General features: G+C 72.5%; 17 protein-coding genes and 1 pseudogene. 10 read left to right on the plus strand and 8 right to left on the minus strand.

The genetic code is table 11. The features are described 5' to 3' along the window. Positions 1 to 48: 48 nt before the first annotated feature. Both A949_RS0121225 and A949_RS0121230 read right to left on the minus strand, forming a co-directional pair. Complete coding sequence (locus tag A949_RS0121225; protein ID WP_037707124.1) at positions 49 to 369, minus strand: hypothetical protein; 321 nt, start codon at positions 367 to 369, stop codon at positions 49 to 51. A gap of 2 nt (positions 370 to 371) precedes the next feature. Beyond that, positions 372 to 623, minus strand: coding sequence for a helix-turn-helix domain-containing protein (locus tag A949_RS0121230; protein WP_026004885.1), 252 nt, complete (start codon positions 621 to 623; stop codon positions 372 to 374). A 155-nt stretch (positions 624 to 778) separates the two neighbouring features. Here A949_RS0121230 and A949_RS0121235 point away from each other — a divergent pair, with 155 nt between their 5' ends. The 3 genes and pseudogenes from A949_RS0121235 to A949_RS36710 form a co-directional block, all read left to right on the plus strand. After that, entirely contained in the window at positions 779 to 1,198 is a 420-nt protein-coding gene (locus A949_RS0121235) for a helix-turn-helix domain-containing protein (RefSeq protein ID WP_019358047.1), read from the plus strand. 414 nt (positions 1,199 to 1,612) lie between these two features. Continuing rightward, entirely contained in the window at positions 1,613 to 2,986 is a 1,374-nt protein-coding gene (locus A949_RS0121245) for an integrase (RefSeq protein WP_051019576.1), read from the plus strand. Next, positions 2,983 to 3,123: pseudogene (locus tag A949_RS36710) on the plus strand (undecaprenyl-diphosphatase); the annotation flags it as partial. The gene A949_RS0121245 and the pseudogene A949_RS36710, both read left to right, overlap by 4 nt. Before the next feature lie 90 nt (positions 3,124 to 3,213). Here the strand turns inward: A949_RS36710 and A949_RS34135 are convergent. Further along, positions 3,214 to 3,534, minus strand: coding sequence for a DUF6343 family protein (locus A949_RS34135; protein ID WP_051019577.1), 321 nt, complete (start codon positions 3,532 to 3,534; stop codon positions 3,214 to 3,216). 84 nt (positions 3,535 to 3,618) lie between these two features. After that, positions 3,619 to 3,879: a DUF6011 domain-containing protein gene (locus tag A949_RS0121260; protein ID WP_019358052.1), complete on the minus strand. Its 261-nt coding sequence runs from the start codon at positions 3,877 to 3,879 to the stop codon at positions 3,619 to 3,621. 149 nt (positions 3,880 to 4,028) lie between these two features. Between A949_RS0121260 and A949_RS0121265 the strand changes: the two genes are divergently transcribed. The 4 genes from A949_RS0121265 (at position 4,029) to lnt (ending at position 7,723) form a co-directional block, all read left to right on the plus strand. Beyond that, positions 4,029 to 4,268: a chaplin gene (locus A949_RS0121265; protein WP_019358053.1), complete on the plus strand. Its 240-nt coding sequence runs from the start codon at positions 4,029 to 4,031 to the stop codon at positions 4,266 to 4,268. A 140-nt stretch (positions 4,269 to 4,408) separates the two neighbouring features. After that, positions 4,409 to 4,681 carry a hypothetical protein gene (locus tag A949_RS0121270; RefSeq protein WP_019358054.1) on the plus strand — a complete coding sequence of 91 codons (273 nt, stop codon included), beginning with the start codon at positions 4,409 to 4,411 and terminating at the stop codon, positions 4,679 to 4,681. A gap of 345 nt (positions 4,682 to 5,026) precedes the next feature. Beyond that, positions 5,027 to 6,094, plus strand: coding sequence for a DMT family transporter (locus A949_RS34140; RefSeq protein ID WP_019358055.1), 1,068 nt, complete (start codon positions 5,027 to 5,029; stop codon positions 6,092 to 6,094). A gap of 96 nt (positions 6,095 to 6,190) precedes the next feature. Further along, positions 6,191 to 7,723 (plus strand): apolipoprotein N-acyltransferase, encoded by a 1,533-nt coding sequence (gene lnt, locus A949_RS0121280; protein WP_019358056.1) that lies wholly within the window; start codon positions 6,191 to 6,193, stop codon positions 7,721 to 7,723. Here lnt and A949_RS38570 read toward each other — a convergent pair. Next, a complete protein-coding gene (locus A949_RS38570) occupies positions 7,695 to 8,600 on the minus strand; it encodes a Gfo/Idh/MocA family protein (RefSeq protein ID WP_019358057.1) in 906 nt (301 codons plus the stop codon). The genes lnt and A949_RS38570 overlap by 29 nt on opposite strands. Positions 8,601 to 9,016: 416 nt before the next feature. Between A949_RS38570 and A949_RS34145 the strand changes: the two genes are divergently transcribed. The 3 genes from A949_RS34145 (at position 9,017) to A949_RS0121300 (ending at position 10,589) form a co-directional block, all read left to right on the plus strand. Continuing rightward, on the plus strand, positions 9,017 to 9,292 hold the full coding sequence (locus A949_RS34145; RefSeq protein ID WP_019358058.1) for a hypothetical protein: 276 nt from the start codon (positions 9,017 to 9,019) through the stop codon (positions 9,290 to 9,292). A gap of 91 nt (positions 9,293 to 9,383) precedes the next feature. Beyond that, positions 9,384 to 9,989 (plus strand): DinB family protein, encoded by a 606-nt coding sequence (locus tag A949_RS0121295; protein ID WP_019358059.1) that lies wholly within the window; start codon positions 9,384 to 9,386, stop codon positions 9,987 to 9,989. A gap of 72 nt (positions 9,990 to 10,061) precedes the next feature. Next, positions 10,062 to 10,589 (plus strand): hypothetical protein, encoded by a 528-nt coding sequence (locus A949_RS0121300; protein WP_019358060.1) that lies wholly within the window; start codon positions 10,062 to 10,064, stop codon positions 10,587 to 10,589. A gap of 115 nt (positions 10,590 to 10,704) precedes the next feature. Here the strand turns inward: A949_RS0121300 and A949_RS34150 are convergent, their stop codons facing one another. The 3 genes from A949_RS34150 to A949_RS0121315 all read right to left on the minus strand — a co-directional run bounded on the left by A949_RS34150 (position 10,705) and on the right by A949_RS0121315 (position 13,744). Next, positions 10,705 to 11,256 carry a hypothetical protein gene (locus tag A949_RS34150; RefSeq protein ID WP_019358061.1) on the minus strand — a complete coding sequence of 184 codons (552 nt, stop codon included), beginning with the start codon at positions 11,254 to 11,256 and terminating at the stop codon, positions 10,705 to 10,707. Between the two features lie 92 nt (positions 11,257 to 11,348). Then, entirely contained in the window at positions 11,349 to 12,017 is a 669-nt protein-coding gene (locus tag A949_RS0121310; RefSeq protein WP_019358062.1) for a uracil-DNA glycosylase, read from the minus strand. A 140-nt stretch (positions 12,018 to 12,157) separates the two neighbouring features. Continuing rightward, positions 12,158 to 13,744 carry an ABC transporter substrate-binding protein gene (locus A949_RS0121315; protein ID WP_019358063.1) on the minus strand — a complete coding sequence of 529 codons (1,587 nt, stop codon included), beginning with the start codon at positions 13,742 to 13,744 and terminating at the stop codon, positions 12,158 to 12,160. Positions 13,745 to 13,976 lie beyond the last annotated feature (232 nt).

Genomic DNA, 13,976 nt, shown 5'->3' on the forward strand with positions numbered 1-13,976 from the left:
CCTGCTGCCGGTGTGTGGAAGCCCGGCGGTTGGGGCCGTTTGCCGCACTCAGGCGGCGACGGTGGCCGGCTGCTTGGCGGTCGGCTTGCGCGTCTTGCGGCCCCGCCCGCGGCGCTCGGGAGCGTTCGCGTGCATCTCGGCGATCTGGACGAGCTGCGACTCGGAGAACAGGAGCCGCCCGGCCATGCGGGTGCAGGGGAACGGGTCGCCCTTGCTGCCGTCGGCCGGCCGGTTGGCTCCGTCACGAAGCCACTTCTGGCCGCTCCAGTCGGACTCGTCCGCGGTGGCGAGTCCGAGGCGGACCGTGGCCTGCTTGACGTTGTAGTAGGTCTCAAGGCCGCGGGGCGTGGGGGTCGGGCGGGGAGACATGGTCACCTCTTCTCTTCGGTGGGCTCCTCGTCGAGTGGTGCGAGGAGCTGGTCGTCGGTGGCGCGTAGGGCTGTGCGGAGCGCGGCGTAGGTGTCCGGCCTCATGCGGGTGCGCGTGCCGGTCTCCAGGCGGCTCAGGTAGCTGGCGGTTATGCCTGCTGCATGTGCCGCTTGTGCCTGGTCGAGCCCGTGGCGCATTCGCTCGGTGCGGACTGCCGCCCCGTTCACCTCGAAGGTGGCTGGGGGTTGTTCCATGAAGAGAAGGTAGCCGCTTCTTCTAATGGTTTCTAGTAGAACTAGCGAGTAACTTCATCGTTTCTCACTGCTTCTCACAGAGTCACTACGGTCCGGAATCAGCCGATCACAGGCGTTCCTGGCGGTTCCTGTGCGTTCCTGAGAAGATGCGGGGCATGCCCTCCACACCCAAGGAACACCGCCAGCGGCTGGCAGAGCAGGTACGCCTACGCCGCACGCAGCTGGGAAAGACGAAGGTCGACGTCGCCCGCGACGCCGACCTCAACATCAACACCTACAACCAGGTCGAAGCCGGACAGTCCGTCCGCGACAACACCTACGGAAAGATCGAACCAGCGCTCGGCTGGGCCGCCGGCTCCTGCCAGGAGATCCTGCGCGGCGGCAGCCCCACGACCATCGAGCCGGGCCCCGACGGCTCCGTCATCTCCCCCGTGCAACCCGACGACCTCAAAGACGCGGTCGGCCGGGCAGTACAAGACGCGGCGGTCGCCACGACCGACCTCCCCGCCCCCGAGATCCGGAAGCTCAAGCAGCAGGTCCTCGAGGAACTCGAACGGCAAGGAAAGCTGCGCTAGCCGTACAACCCTTTCCGCGAGCCAAGTTGTTACATAACCACCAGTCACACCAGCACCAGACGCACCAACAAGTGCTGTTGAACATGGGACTATTGGCGCTACTTGGGAGGTTCCAACTTCTCCGGAAGGGGGAAGCTCATGCTGCACCACGAGCCAGTCACGCTCGACCTCGGCGACGAGTTCTACGGGTTCCGAGGGAAGATCGATGACACAATCGTGTGCGCAACGACGCCCCGAGTCGCGCACGACGCTCACGCCAGAGCCGTCGTGCGCGACCTGGTCAAGCGTCAAGGAGGTGACTGTGCGCTCTGCCAGGGATGCCCCGTAGCCCACCTGGCCTAGCGCACCGTCGAGCGGGAACGCGCGGCGGACAGGGGGTGCCCGCCGCGCACCGCCGTACCGGAGGAGCATGCGATGCCGTACATCGAGCGGCGAGGACGCAGCGTTCGAGTGCGGTGGGACACCGGCCGCGTCGACCCCGACACCGGCAAGAAGATCTACGACTCGCTGTCGTCCACCGACTGGGGCGAGGACGAGGCATACGACTACGGCCTCGACCGGGAAGCCGACGTCCGCAACGACCGGTACATCAGCCGACGCGACGGCTCCATCCTCATGCGGGACTACTGCCGCACCTGGCCCGACACCCTCGACGTCGGCCACCTGCGCCTGCACAACGTCCGATCGTTCATCCGCCTGTACATCGAGCCCCGCTGGGGCGACGTCCCCGTGGGCGACATCAAACCCAGCCAGTACCGGCTGTGGGAGAAGGAACTCAAGGCCCGGCCGAACGTCGGGACCCGGTATGCGGGTGAGATCCTGCTCGTCTTCTCGATGATGATGGACGACGCGGTCGACGACGGGCTGCGGGCCGCCTCCCCCGTGAAGCGCAAGAGCCGCCGCGGGAAGTACAAGAAGAAGCCGCGCGAGAAGAAGCGCGAGATGCGCATCGAGGACGTGCACCGTCTCGCACTCAACGCGCTGGCCTTCTGGGGCCTCGACGGGTACGTCTTCATGTACACGATGCCGTTCACCGGGATGCGCCCCGGGGAGCTGTACGCCCTGCGCCGCGAGTTCTGCCACCCGGCCTGGCCGGCGTCGGACCCGGACCGGGAGCGGCGCGAGGAGTCGCTGCAGCGCTACCGCGGGGACGAGCCCATGCCGGCGCTGCGCGTCGAGTGGCAGTACCAGCGGGAGAACGGCACCGGGCCCATCAAGCTGTTCCCGCCGAAGTACGAGTCGCATCGGGACCTGGTGGTGCCGGCGTTCCTCGCGGAGCTGCTGGAGATGCTCGCCTCCTCGCACGAGGCGCCGACCGTGTTCCGCGGTATCGGTGGCGGGTCGCTCGCCAACGCGAACTTCACCTACCACTACTGGCGGCCCATCGCGGACGGCAGGGAGAGCCGCGAGAAGTACGAGCGTGTGCGGCTGGGTCAGCAGCAGACGGCCGGCTCCCGGCGTCCGGTGCCGGAGCTTCCGGCCACGGGCTATGCGGGGAAGCGCCTGTACCTGCTGCGGCACGGGCACAAGGAGTGGCTGGACGAGGACGGGCACAGCCGGATCGCGACGGAGACGCGCATGGGCCACGAGGTGGCCGGCGTGGAGGGCCTGTACGCGAACGTGACAACGGGCATGGAGCGGGCCATCATGGAGACGCTGCAGGCCAGGTGGATGCGGTTCGTCGCCCGGGAGGGTGAACGCCTGTGGGAGTCGTCTCCCATTCCTCTCCCACCGCCGCTCATGGAGTGGCTGAAGATGCAGGTCAAAGCATCTGAAGACCTGGGTTGATGACCTGGTTCATGCGCTTCATCTCCACCCGCAGCTTCATGCCGTTCGTCATCTACCGGATCCTGCTCGGAGCGGCCCTCTTCGCCCTGATGGCGGCGGGTGTCCTCAGCCCGCACGCGGGCGAGTCGGTGGGCTGAGCACCCGACGACACCCGACGCCCGCAGCTCGCACCCCGGACGCCCAGCAGTGAACCGGACAGCTCGTCGACTCCCCGAACGCCCGTCGGCTCAGCGGCGGCGCCGCTGCCGCTCCTGGGCCCGCCTGCGCCGAAGCACCAGCAGATCGACAGCCGCGATCAGCGCCAACGCGGCGCACAGCGCCGCCAGCACGGTCAGCACCCGGTCGCTGGGGGTGCTGTGGCTGTCCGAGGCCGCGGCCCACCAGGCGAACAGCGCGGCAGCCGCGGCGAAGAACGGCACTCCGACGGACGAGAGCAGGGTGCGCAGCCACAGATCGCTGCGCGCGGTCACCGGTTCCGTGCCGGAGCGGGAGCGCCGGGAGCGGCGGTCGTCGTTCCGGTCGGGCCCGGGATGCGGTGGCTGGGACACGGGGAGCTGCCTTTCGCCGGTGTGCTCCCCCATGATTCCCGTCGCGCCGCGGAATCCCGGTGCAGACGCGCCAGGAGCCGCCGGTCACAGCCCCGGCAGCACGTCCTGGTCGACCTCGTTCCGGGGCGGTTCGGGGGCGGTACGCAGGGACAGCTTGTGCCGGCAGTCGGGTCCCAGGCCCCAGAGCCGGGAGGCGCGGTCGCGCAGCGGCTGCCCGCACATCCGGCACAGCACCCGTCGTCCACCGACCGGGCGGGTGCCGGGGAGCGCCACCGCCTCGGCGCGTTCGCCGTGCTCTCCTCCGCCGTCGTGCGGCCCGCCGTGCGGCTCCTCCTCCGCGGCCATCCGCGGCCCCCTTCCGCTTCGTCCGGCGGTTCCCCGCCGGCTCGCACCGTACCAACGCACCACCCGGGCGGAGCAGGCCGAAGTGCGGGGGGCGGCGTGCACGCCCACGGTGGGCGTGGAGACAACAGCCACCTCGCACGGGAGAGCACATGCGTATCCGTACGGCCCTCGTGGTCGGCGCCCTCAGCGCCACCGCACTGCTCGGCTCCACCGGAACCGCCGTCGCCGGCGACGACCCGGTGGTGGGAGTGACCGGCAAGTCGCCCGGCATCCTCTCCGGCGACAATGTCCAGGTACCCGTGAAGGTGGGTGCCAACGTCTGCGGCAACCCGCTCCTGGTCCCGCTGCTGAGTCCGGCGGCGCAGAACTACTGCAAGAACCACTTCTAGGTCACACCAGCGCAGCATCAGCACGTCGGCCGACGGACCCCGCCCCCGCACCGCGGAGGCGGGGTTCCGTCGGTTCGCGGGGAGCGATCCGCCCGCCGAGCGGTTGTGCCGTCGGGGAACCGGACTGCCACACTTGCGGCATGGACAACTTCTACCGTGGTCCCGCGACCTTGCTGACCGGAGCCGCCGAGGTGCCGGTCGACGTAGCGCTGTTCACGGAGACCACCGGCCCCGGCACCAAGTGGTCCGGCACCATGAGGCCCGAGGGCGACCAGCGGCTGTGGACCGAACTGGAGGGCGACACGGCCAGGCTGCGGCTGGCGGACGGCCGGGTGTGCCGGGTGACCGTGCTCGGCAGCGGGTTCGGTCCGGTCGAGGTCTCGGGCGAGGGGCCGTTCCCCGCGGAGCCCTGACGGGCGGCCCTCCGCGCCCGGCCGACGGCACCGCGCCGGCGACGCCCCGGGCGCACCGCCGCGGTGCGGGCGGCCCTCCGGTGCCACGAACGGCCCGGCCGCCCGCACCCGCCCGTGCACCGCGGGGCGGGGCGGCCCCCGACGGGCGCCGCCCGAATCCGGACGGACCGCCTCCGGCGCACCGGCGTCCGCCGGGAGACATCACCTGACAGGGGGAGACGGGGCCGTGCCGTACTCCCCTGGTGGTACATCAAGACGGTGCCGGCAGGTGACGACAGGCCGTCAGGAATACGGAACCGTGGAGGGCATGAACGCGATGCCCGACCGGTGCTGCACGGAGCGGATATGAGCGCGCTGACCATGGCGGTGCTGCTCTCGCTGGTATCCGCGGTGAGCTACGCACTGGCCGCGATCGTGCAGGAGAAGATCGCCAGCTCGACCGAGCCGAGCCGGTGGAGGCTGCTGCGGTCCGGGATGTGGTGGACCGCAGCGGCCCTGCAGGGGGCGGGAGCCCTGCTGCACGTGGCGGCACTCGCCCAGGGGCCGCTGACCGTCGTGCAGCCGCTCGGCGTGCTCACGCTCGTACTCGCCGCGCCGCTGGCGGCGCTCCTGGGACGGCGGCCGGTGACGCCCTCCGCATGGCGGGGCATCGTGCTGGTCTCGGCCGGTCTGGCCGGCATCCTGCTGCTGACCGGGGACACCGGCGTGGGTTCCCTCGACCGCGGCGGCCAGTTCCTCCTCGCGGGCTGCGTCCTGGGCCTCGTCGCGTTGCTGGCGGGCGCGGCGGCGGCGGTACGGCGTACGGTGCACGGCCGCCCCGGCGGCCGTCTCGGCGCCCTGCGGAGCACGGCGCTGGCGCTGGCCGCCGGGGTGGCGTACGGCGCCGCTTCGGTCTTCGTCAAGTCGCTCGCCGAGGGCTGGGCCTCGGCCCCGCTCGCCGTCTCCGTGGCGCTCGCGGGTCTGACGGTGGTGCTGGCAGCCACCGGGCTGGCGAGTTCCCAGGCGTCCTACCGGGACGGCGGACTGGCGACGCCGCTGGCGACCGCCACCGTGGCCAACCCGGTGGTCGCCGCGGCGGCCGGGATACTGCTGCTGGAGGAGAGCTTCCGGTACGGCGCGACGGGCACGGTGCTGGCGCTGGCCGCGGGCGCGCTGACCACCTGGGGGCTGGTCGTCCTGACGTCCGACAGCGCGCGGCAGGCACGCACGGAGGAGCCGGGGCAGTCCCGCCGCGCGGCCCGGCCGGGAGCGGCCGGGGCGCCGGATCGCGCCGACGGGCCTGATCGCGGTCCGGCAGCGGAGTCCGCGGCGCTGCGGACGTCCGAGGCGGAGGTGCTCAGCGTGGTGCCCGGTCCCCGTACGTCGCCGGCGCATCCGGCCGGTGGCCGCGCGGTGTCCCTGTCCGCACGGTGAACCGGCCGCGCCGCGCCCGCCCCGGCACGCCCCTCGCCACCGCGCGCACCCTCCCGCACACTGGGTGATCTGATCACCGGACGAAGGAGGGCGCCCATGCCGCCGTGGCCGGCGTCCCGCTGGGCCCGTCGGGTGCTGCCGCCGGTGGCGGGCGCGCTGCCGGTGCTGGCGTTCCCCGCGCCCGCGCTGTGGTGGATCGCGTACGTGGCGCTGGTGCCGTGGCTGCTGCTGTTGCGCGCCGCTCCGTCGGGCCGCGCCGCCGCGCTCGCCGGATGGTCGGGCGGCACGGGGTTCATGCTGGCGATGCACCACTGGCTGATGCCGAGCCTGCATGTGTTCATCGTCCTGCTGGCCGCGCTGCTGGGGCTGTTGTGGCTGCCCTGGGGCTGGCTGGTGCACCGGTTGCTGGGCGGCGCTCCCGGCGCCGGCCGGCTGGCGGCGGCCGTGGTGCTGGTTCCGTCGGGCTGGCTGCTGGCCGAACTGGTCAGGTCCTGGGAGTACCTGGGCGGGCCGTGGGGGCTGCTGGGCGCGAGCCAGTGGGAGGTGCGGCCCGCCCTGCGACTGGCCTCCGTGGGCGGCGTGTGGCTGGTGAGTTTCCTGGTGGTGGCCGTGAACACCGCGCTGGTCGCGCTGACGGCGCTGCCGCGTGCCCGGACGGCCGCCCTGGTCGTCCTGATGTCCGTGGCGGCCGCCGGCGGGGCCGCCTGGGCGTGGGCGCCGCGGCCCGAACCGGCGGGCCGCACCCGGATCGCCGTCGTGCAGATCGGGGAGACGCAGTCGCGGCAGGAGCGGTTCGCGCGCGGCGAGGAGCTGACCCGCCGACTGGCCGGCCGCGATCCGGACCTGATCGTGTGGGGGGAGAGCAGCGTCGGCTACGACCTCTCCGCCCGTCCCGGGCTGGTGCGCAGACTGTCCGCGCTCTCCCGGCTGACGGGGGCTCCGCTGCTGGTGAACGTCGACGCGCGGCGCAGCGACCGCCCGGGCATCTACAAGAGTTCGGTGCTGGTGGACGAACAAGGGCTCACCGGGCAGCGCTACGACAAGATGCGGCTGGTGCCCTTCGGCGAGTACGTTCCGGCCCGGTCGGTGCTCGGCTGGGCGACGTCGGTGGGCCGTGCGGCGGGCGAGGACCGCAGGCGCGGCGAGGAACCGGTGGTGATGCGGGCGCACGGGCTGCGGTTCGGCCCGCTGATCTGCTTCGAGACGGCCTTCCCCGACATGAGCAGGCAGCTGGCCGCCGAGCACGCCCGGATGGTGGTGGCGCAGTCCTCGACCTCGTCCTTCCAGCACAGTTGGGCGCCGCAGCAGCACGCGTCGCTGGGGGCGCTGCGGGCGGCCGAGTCGGGGCGCCCCGTGGTGCACGCGACGCTCACCGGGGTGAGCGCGCTGTACGGCCCCGGAGGCGAGCGGTTGGGGGCTCCGATGGGCACCGGCACCAGCGCGGCGCGGCTCACCGAGGTGCCGTTGGCCTCGGGGACGACGCTCTATGTCCGCTTCGGCGACTGGACGCTGCGACTGGCGCCGACCGCGCTGGCGGCCTACGGCATGGTGGAGGGAGCGCGCGCGGCACGCGCGCGCGGGGCGCGGGGCCGCTCACAGCTCAGCGCGACTGCTCCAGTGCGTCGTTGACGACGCGTTCGCACAGCTCGTGGGTGCGCAGCGCGTCCCGCGCATCGGGGGTCCTGCCGTCCCGCACGGCCCCGAGGAAGGCGAGCACGCACTGCTCGATGCCGCGCTGCCGGGCGACGGGCACCCAGTCGCCGCGGCGGCGGACGCTGGGCCGGCCCTTGTGGTCGACGATCTCCGCCAGGTCGCGGACCTCGCGCTTGGCGTCCTGACCGGACACCTCCAGGACCTCCTGGGCCGAGCCGGAGAGCCGGTTCATGGCGCCGAGCGCGGCGAAGCCGTCGCCCGCCAGCTGGAGCACGACGTGGTGCAGCAGCCCGTCGCGGACCCGGGCCCGCACGTCGATGCGGTCCGGTTCGCCGGGGACCAGGAAGCGGAGGGTGTCGACGACGTGGACGAAGTCGTCGAGCACCGTGTGGCGGGGGTCCTCGGGCAGGCCCGTCCGGTGCTTCTGCAGGAGGATCAGCTCCCGCGGGTGCTCCAGGCACTGCGCGTACCCGGGGGCGTGCCGCCGGTTGAAGCCGACCGCGAGGCCGGTGCCGCGGCGTTCGGCCAGCTCCACCAGGGCGCGGGAGGTGGCGAGCTCGTAGGCGAGGGGCTTGTCGACGAAGGTGGGCACGCCGGCCTCCAGCAGCCGCCGGACCAGCTCCGGGTGTGCGCTGGTGGCGGCGTGCACGAAGGCGGCGTCCGGCCGGGCGGCGAGCAGGCCGTCCAGGCCGGTGTGGCGGTGTGCGGCCGGGACCCGGTAGGCGTCCCCGACGGCGGCCAGGGTGGCCGGGGTGCGGGTGACCAGATGCGGCTCCAGGCCCGGCTGGGCCATGAGTACCGGCAGGTACGCCTTTGTGGCGATGTCGCCGAGTCCGATCACGCCGATCCGCACGGGTTCTCCCTCGCTACTGCGCTGCTGACTGTGACTGGGCAGCATACGTGCGAGGCGGTGGGCGCCGGTCGGCGATCCCCGCGAAGGCGCGGAGCGCGGCGGCGGGGGCGAGGTGGTCGAGGGTGACGGGTGCCGCGTCGCGCAGCAGACAGCTCACGGCGCCGGTCAGGGTCGTCGCCCGACTCGCGCGCGCCGAACGGCGCAAATCTCGGCCGTGCGGGGCAGCCGGTGCCGGGTGAAGCGGGCCGGCGCCTCGGGCGGGGTCGCCCGCCGGGTCGGCGAACCGGGCCAGGACGGCGGCGTCCTCCGGCGCCTGGTTGTAGACCCTGCCGTCCGGAAGCGGCTACGTACCCCATGTCCGGCCCCTCCCCCAGACCTCGTGCGGCTCGGCATCTTCTGCGGGGCGCTCGGTGGGAATGCGCCAGGCGGTGCAGCCCGCGTACCGCCGCCCGGAGCTGCGGGCGCACCACGACAGGACCGGGCTGAGCGACTTCGCCGGGCCGCTGCGCGCGCTGCTCGCCGCGGCCGGCTCCCCAACCCCCGAGCGGCACGCCCTCTCCCTGCCGGCCTGGTGCGACGGGATCCTCTTCAGCTGCACGGCGGGCACCTTCAGCAGCACCGTCCCCACCGAGGAAGAGCTGCGGGAGAGCGTGCGGGAGATCCTCACCGGGATGCCGGCACCGCACGGCTGACACCGCACGGCTGACACCGCACGGCTGACACCGCACGCGGTCACCGGCGCGGCGGAACCGCACCCGCACCGGTGGCGACCAGGATGACCGCATGACCACACACGAGGACCAGCCGGCCCCCGGACTGCGGACCGCGCCCCAGGAGCGGGCGGCCGGTGCCGGGCAGCCCCAGGGACCGCCGGTCGGCGCGGTGAGCGGGCTCCCGCTGCCGCAGGGCGACGGAGCCGAGCGGCAACTGCTCGAACAGTGGCTGGACTTCCAGCGCGCCACGCTCGCCGCCAAGTGCGCCGGGCTCGGCGACGAGCAGCTCAGGACCGCCTCCGCCCCGCCCTCCGGGCTGACGCTGCTGGGGCTGGTCCGACATCTGACCAAGGTGGAGCGGCATTGGTTCCGGACCGTGTTCGGTGAGGCCGACTCCGAACCGCTCTACTCCTCGAAGGACGCACCGGACGGCGACTTCTCGGTGGCGGACGCCGAGAGCGGGGCGCGGACACTGGCCGTCTGGCGGCAGGAGGTCGACCGGGCCCGCAGGTCCGCGGCCGCGCGCTCCCTCGACGACACGGGAACCAGCCCGTGGCGGCCAGCCTGGACCAACTCCCTGCGGTGGATCCATCTGCACGTGATCGGCGAGTACGCGCGGCACAACGGCCACGCCGATCTGCTGCGGGAGCGCATCGACGGCAGAACCGGCTTCTGAACGCTCCCCGATCACTCCTGAGGGGGCTTCCGCACGGCGACCCGGGTGGGAAGAGTTGCCGGAGTGTCACGAATGACGAAAGCCATGGCCCTCCTGGGAGTGGCGCTCTCGACCACCACCGGGTGCGTCACCGTCCAGGGCGGCCCCGGTGAGCCCGGCGGTAAGCCCGCAGCCCAGCACTCCCATCCGCCCCGCGGCGGGGCCGTACCGACCCGCCGCCTGGTGCGGCCCCCGGCGAAGGAGGCGCTGTCCCAGCTGCCGCGCCGGGGTCCCGGCCCGGCCCCCTCCCCCGGCGCGCAGCCCCCGCGAAGCGGCACACCCGGCCGCGAGGACGCGCATCCGACGGGCACGGCAGGGACCCCGGGCCGGCCTCCGGCACATCCCCGGCAGCGGCCCGGCGCCCCGGGCCGGGACCCGGCACCGGTCATCGGTGGCGGGACGGGCCACGGCCACGACGGCTCCGGGGCACGCGGGCGGCACCGGCGCGGCAACCACCCGGCGCGTCCGGACAGTGCCGTCTGCGAGCTGGGCGAGTCCTACGGCCGCTGGGACGCGGACAGCGCGCAGGCACGCATCTGCCGCTCCCAGTACGGGAGGTGACCCCGGCCCCCGCACGCCACTCCCCGTACCGGGGGTCGCCCCCGGCCTCGCGGAGGCCCGCCCGGAGGAAGGGGGCAGGCGGCGCCCCGCCGGGGAGGCCGCCGCCGCAGGCGCGCTATGGCTGCGGGTCCGTGCCGGTGTCCGGGCCGTCGGCGTCGCCCGGGCGCCCGCCCGGTGAGGCGGCGCCGTCGGCGATCCGCTTCTCCAGGCGTTCGACGGCGGCCAGGAGGCCCTGCCGGTACGCGTCCGCCGGGAGCGCCTCCAGCCTGCGCCGGGCCTGCTCCAGCTCGCTCCGGGCCGCCTCCTCGTCGCCCAGCTTGACGTGATCGGCGGCCAGGTCGAGGTACAGGGAGGGATACAGCGAGCGGACCGCCGACCGGTGCTCGGCCCGACCGGCACCGTCCTGCTCCAGCGCGTCGGCCGCCGCGAGGGCGCGCAGGTCCCAGGCGAGCTCGTCGACGGGGTCGTCCTGGGTGTCGGCCATGTAGTGCGCGATCGTGCACCGGTGGAACAGGTCGGCGTCCATGTCGGTTTCCGTCCACAGCGCGGCGAAGCGGTTCCGGGCCTCCTCCCGGTCGCCACCGCGGTGCAGCATGACCGCCTGGCCGATCCTGACCATCGTCGCGTGGTCCGCGCCCTGGGGCACGTCCTGCTGGGGCTCCGCCACGAGGGGCTCCTCCCGTTCGCCGAGTGCTGAGGACACGACGCTAACGGCCGCCTCCGGCGATGGCGCTCACCCCGGGCTGAGCCCCGCGTGGCTCAGCTCAGACCGGGGATGCGCCAGTTGACGGGCGTGTGGCCGTGGGCCGCGACGGCCTCGTCGATCCGGGTGAAGGGCCGGGATCCGAAGAAGCGCTTCGCCGACAGCGGTGAGGGGTGGGCGCCCTGCACCACCGCGTGCCGCTCGGTGTCGATGAGCGGCAGCTTCTTCTTCGCGTAGTTGCCCCACAGCACGAACACCGCCGGGTCGGGCCGGTCCGCGACGGCGCGGATGACCGCGTCGGTGAACTTCTCCCAGCCCTTGCCCTTGTGCGAGTTGGCCTCGCCCTCACGCACGGTCAGCACCGCGTTGAGCAGCAGCACGCCCTGCTCGGCCCACGGCATCAGATAGCCGTTGTCGGGCACGGGGTGGCCCAGCTCGTCCTGCATCTCCTTGTAGATGTTGCGCAGCGAGGGCGGGGTGCGGACGCCCGGACGGACCGAGAAGCACAGACCGTGCCCCTGGCCCGCGCCGTGGTACGGATCCTGGCCGAGGACGAGCACCTTCACCTGCTCGTACGGGGTCGCGTCGAGGGCGGCGAACACCTCCTCGCGGGGCGGGTAGACCGGTCCCCGCTCCCGCTCCCCCTCGACGAACTCCGCCAGCTCCTTGAAGTAGGGCTTCTCGGTCTCCTCGCCGAGGACGCCCTGCCAGGACCGGGGCAGCATTTCCTTCACGCGCTGTTACCTCCGCTGCGGGTGGTGCACTTCCGTCGTGCTCACTGACCGCACCGAAGGTACCGTCTCGCACTGACAGCGCAGGACGGCCCCGGAACGCCGCGGGACGGGCCCGGGCGGCACCCTCGCGGCTACCAGCTCGACTTCTTGTACAGCTCCCAGACGCGCATGATGACCGAGGCGTCGATGGCCCACTCGACCCCCGCGACATCCTTCTCGGCGGCGATGTAGACCTTGCCCTGCCACAGCGGCAGCAGCCGCACGTCCTCGGCCATCTCCCGCTGCACCTTGGCGAACGACTGGCCGGCCGCGCCGCGGTCGCTCTGCCGACGGGAGTACGGCAGCAGCTCCTCGGTCAGCTTCCGGTTCTCGTAGGGGGTGCCCATCGCGTTCTTCTCTCCCACGAAGGGGGTGATGTAGTTGTCCGCGTCCGGGAAGTCGGCGGACCAGCCGCGGCCGAAGACCGGGTACTGCCCCTTGAGGTATCCGTCCTGGAAGTTCTCCCAGGAGCGCGACCGCAGCGTGATGTCGAACAGACCGGAGTCCTCCAGCTGCTCCTTGAGTTCGGCGAACTCCCGGCTGGTCGAGTCGCCGTACCGGTCCTCGGCGTACCAGAGGGTGAGCCGCACCTTGTCGGTGATGCCCGCGTCCCGGAGTATGGCGCGCGCCTTGCCGCGGTCGGGCTCCCCGTAGCGGTCGAGATAGGCGTTGGTGTGCCCGGTGATGCCCGTCGGGACCATCGAGTAGAGCGGGTTCGCGGTCCGGTCGTAGACCTCGCGCACCAGCTTCTTGCGGTCGACCAGCTGGGCGACGGCGCGGCGTACCGCGGGCTTGGCGGCCTGCTCGTCCTTCGGGTTGAAGACCAGGAAATGCACCTCGGAGCCGGTGATCTCGCTCAGGTCGAAGGAGGTGTCGCCCGTGGTGGCGGCCTCCTGGAACTGCAGCACCTGATCGGGCGTCAGACCGCGGTAGGTCAGGTCTATTCGGCCGTGCCTGAGGTCGCCGACCATCTTGGTGGACCGCTTGTAGTAGCGGATGGTGACCGCGTCGTTCCGGATCTTGGCGGTGCCCTTGTAATCGTCGTTGCGGACGAGCACGGCCCGCTTTCCGGACTCGTAGCTCTTGAGCTCGTAGGGCCCCGAGCCCGTCACCTCGTTGCCCGGCCGCAGGCTCGCGCGGGGGTAGTCGTCGGGGTCGACGAGGGAGGTGGCGGGGGTGGAGAGGATGAAGGGGAAGGTCGCGTCGGACTTCCTGAGCCGGAAGACCACCACCCGGCTGCTCTTCATCTCGACCTGCTCCAGATTGGCCAGCAGCGCGGCCGGACCCTTCGGCGACTCGATCGAGGTGATGCGGTCGAAGGTGTGCTTCACCGCCTGGGCGTCCAGCTTGCGGCCGCTGGAGAACTTCAGCCCTTTGCGCAGCTCGCAGCGGTAGATCCGGCTGGCCGAGTCGGTGAACCCGCAGTCCTGCGCGGCCTCGGGTTCCGGCGAGGTCCCGGTGTTCGGGATGGTCATCAGGGTCTGGAAGACATTGCGGTACAGCTCCCAGGAGCCGTCCCAGGCAGCAGCCGGGTCCAACGAACTGGGGGCGCTTGTGGTGCCGACCACGATCTTGTGCTCCTCGCCCCCGTCGCCCCCGGAGAGGGCGCTGCACCCTGCCAGGAGTACGAGGGAGAGTATGGTCGCTGCGACTTTCAGCAGCCCATTCCGGTCGAACACGTGCGCGCTCCTCAGTCGGCGGTGCCTTACCTCTGGTGCGGTGCCCACGGGGTGCGTCCACGCTCCGACGTCACCCGACTACGGGAAAGGGTTTGGACATTACCCCAGCCACAGCCGTCACGGAGCAGAACGAGCTGTCCGGGTGCCGGGACTTGGAGTCCGACACCCGGACATAAGAGCCATAGGCCGCTTGGTGCGCGAAACCGCTGCACCTGTCCGACGTCCGCACGGG

Origin of the sequence: Streptomyces sp. AA1529 (assembly GCF_000280905.1) — a bacterium.
In the GTDB taxonomy this organism is placed as follows: Bacteria; Actinomycetota; Actinomycetes; order Streptomycetales; family Streptomycetaceae; genus Streptomyces.

Coding starts and splice junctions, on each gene's coding strand:
- A949_RS0121230 (WP_026004885.1), bottom strand. CDS start 623: ATGGAACAACCCCCAGCCACCTTCGAGGTGAACGGGGCGGCAGTCCGC.
- A949_RS0121300 (WP_019358060.1), top strand. CDS start 10,062: ATGACGAAAGCCATGGCCCTCCTGGGAGTGGCGCTCTCGACCACCACC.
- A949_RS0121235 (WP_019358047.1), top strand. CDS start 779: ATGCCCTCCACACCCAAGGAACACCGCCAGCGGCTGGCAGAGCAGGTA.
- lnt (WP_019358056.1), top strand. CDS start 6,191: ATGCCGCCGTGGCCGGCGTCCCGCTGGGCCCGTCGGGTGCTGCCGCCG.
- A949_RS0121225 (WP_037707124.1), bottom strand. CDS start 369: ATGTCTCCCCGCCCGACCCCCACGCCCCGCGGCCTTGAGACCTACTAC.
- A949_RS0121265 (WP_019358053.1), top strand. CDS start 4,029: ATGCGTATCCGTACGGCCCTCGTGGTCGGCGCCCTCAGCGCCACCGCA.
- A949_RS0121245 (WP_051019576.1), top strand. CDS start 1,613: ATGCCGTACATCGAGCGGCGAGGACGCAGCGTTCGAGTGCGGTGGGAC.
- A949_RS0121270 (WP_019358054.1), top strand. CDS start 4,409: ATGGACAACTTCTACCGTGGTCCCGCGACCTTGCTGACCGGAGCCGCC.
- A949_RS0121295 (WP_019358059.1), top strand. CDS start 9,384: ATGACCACACACGAGGACCAGCCGGCCCCCGGACTGCGGACCGCGCCC.
- A949_RS34145 (WP_019358058.1), top strand. CDS start 9,017: ATGCGCCAGGCGGTGCAGCCCGCGTACCGCCGCCCGGAGCTGCGGGCG.
- A949_RS0121310 (WP_019358062.1), bottom strand. CDS start 12,017: ATGCTGCCCCGGTCCTGGCAGGGCGTCCTCGGCGAGGAGACCGAGAAG.
- A949_RS34140 (WP_019358055.1), top strand. CDS start 5,027: ATGAGCGCGCTGACCATGGCGGTGCTGCTCTCGCTGGTATCCGCGGTG.
- A949_RS0121260 (WP_019358052.1), bottom strand. CDS start 3,879: ATGGCCGCGGAGGAGGAGCCGCACGGCGGGCCGCACGACGGCGGAGGA.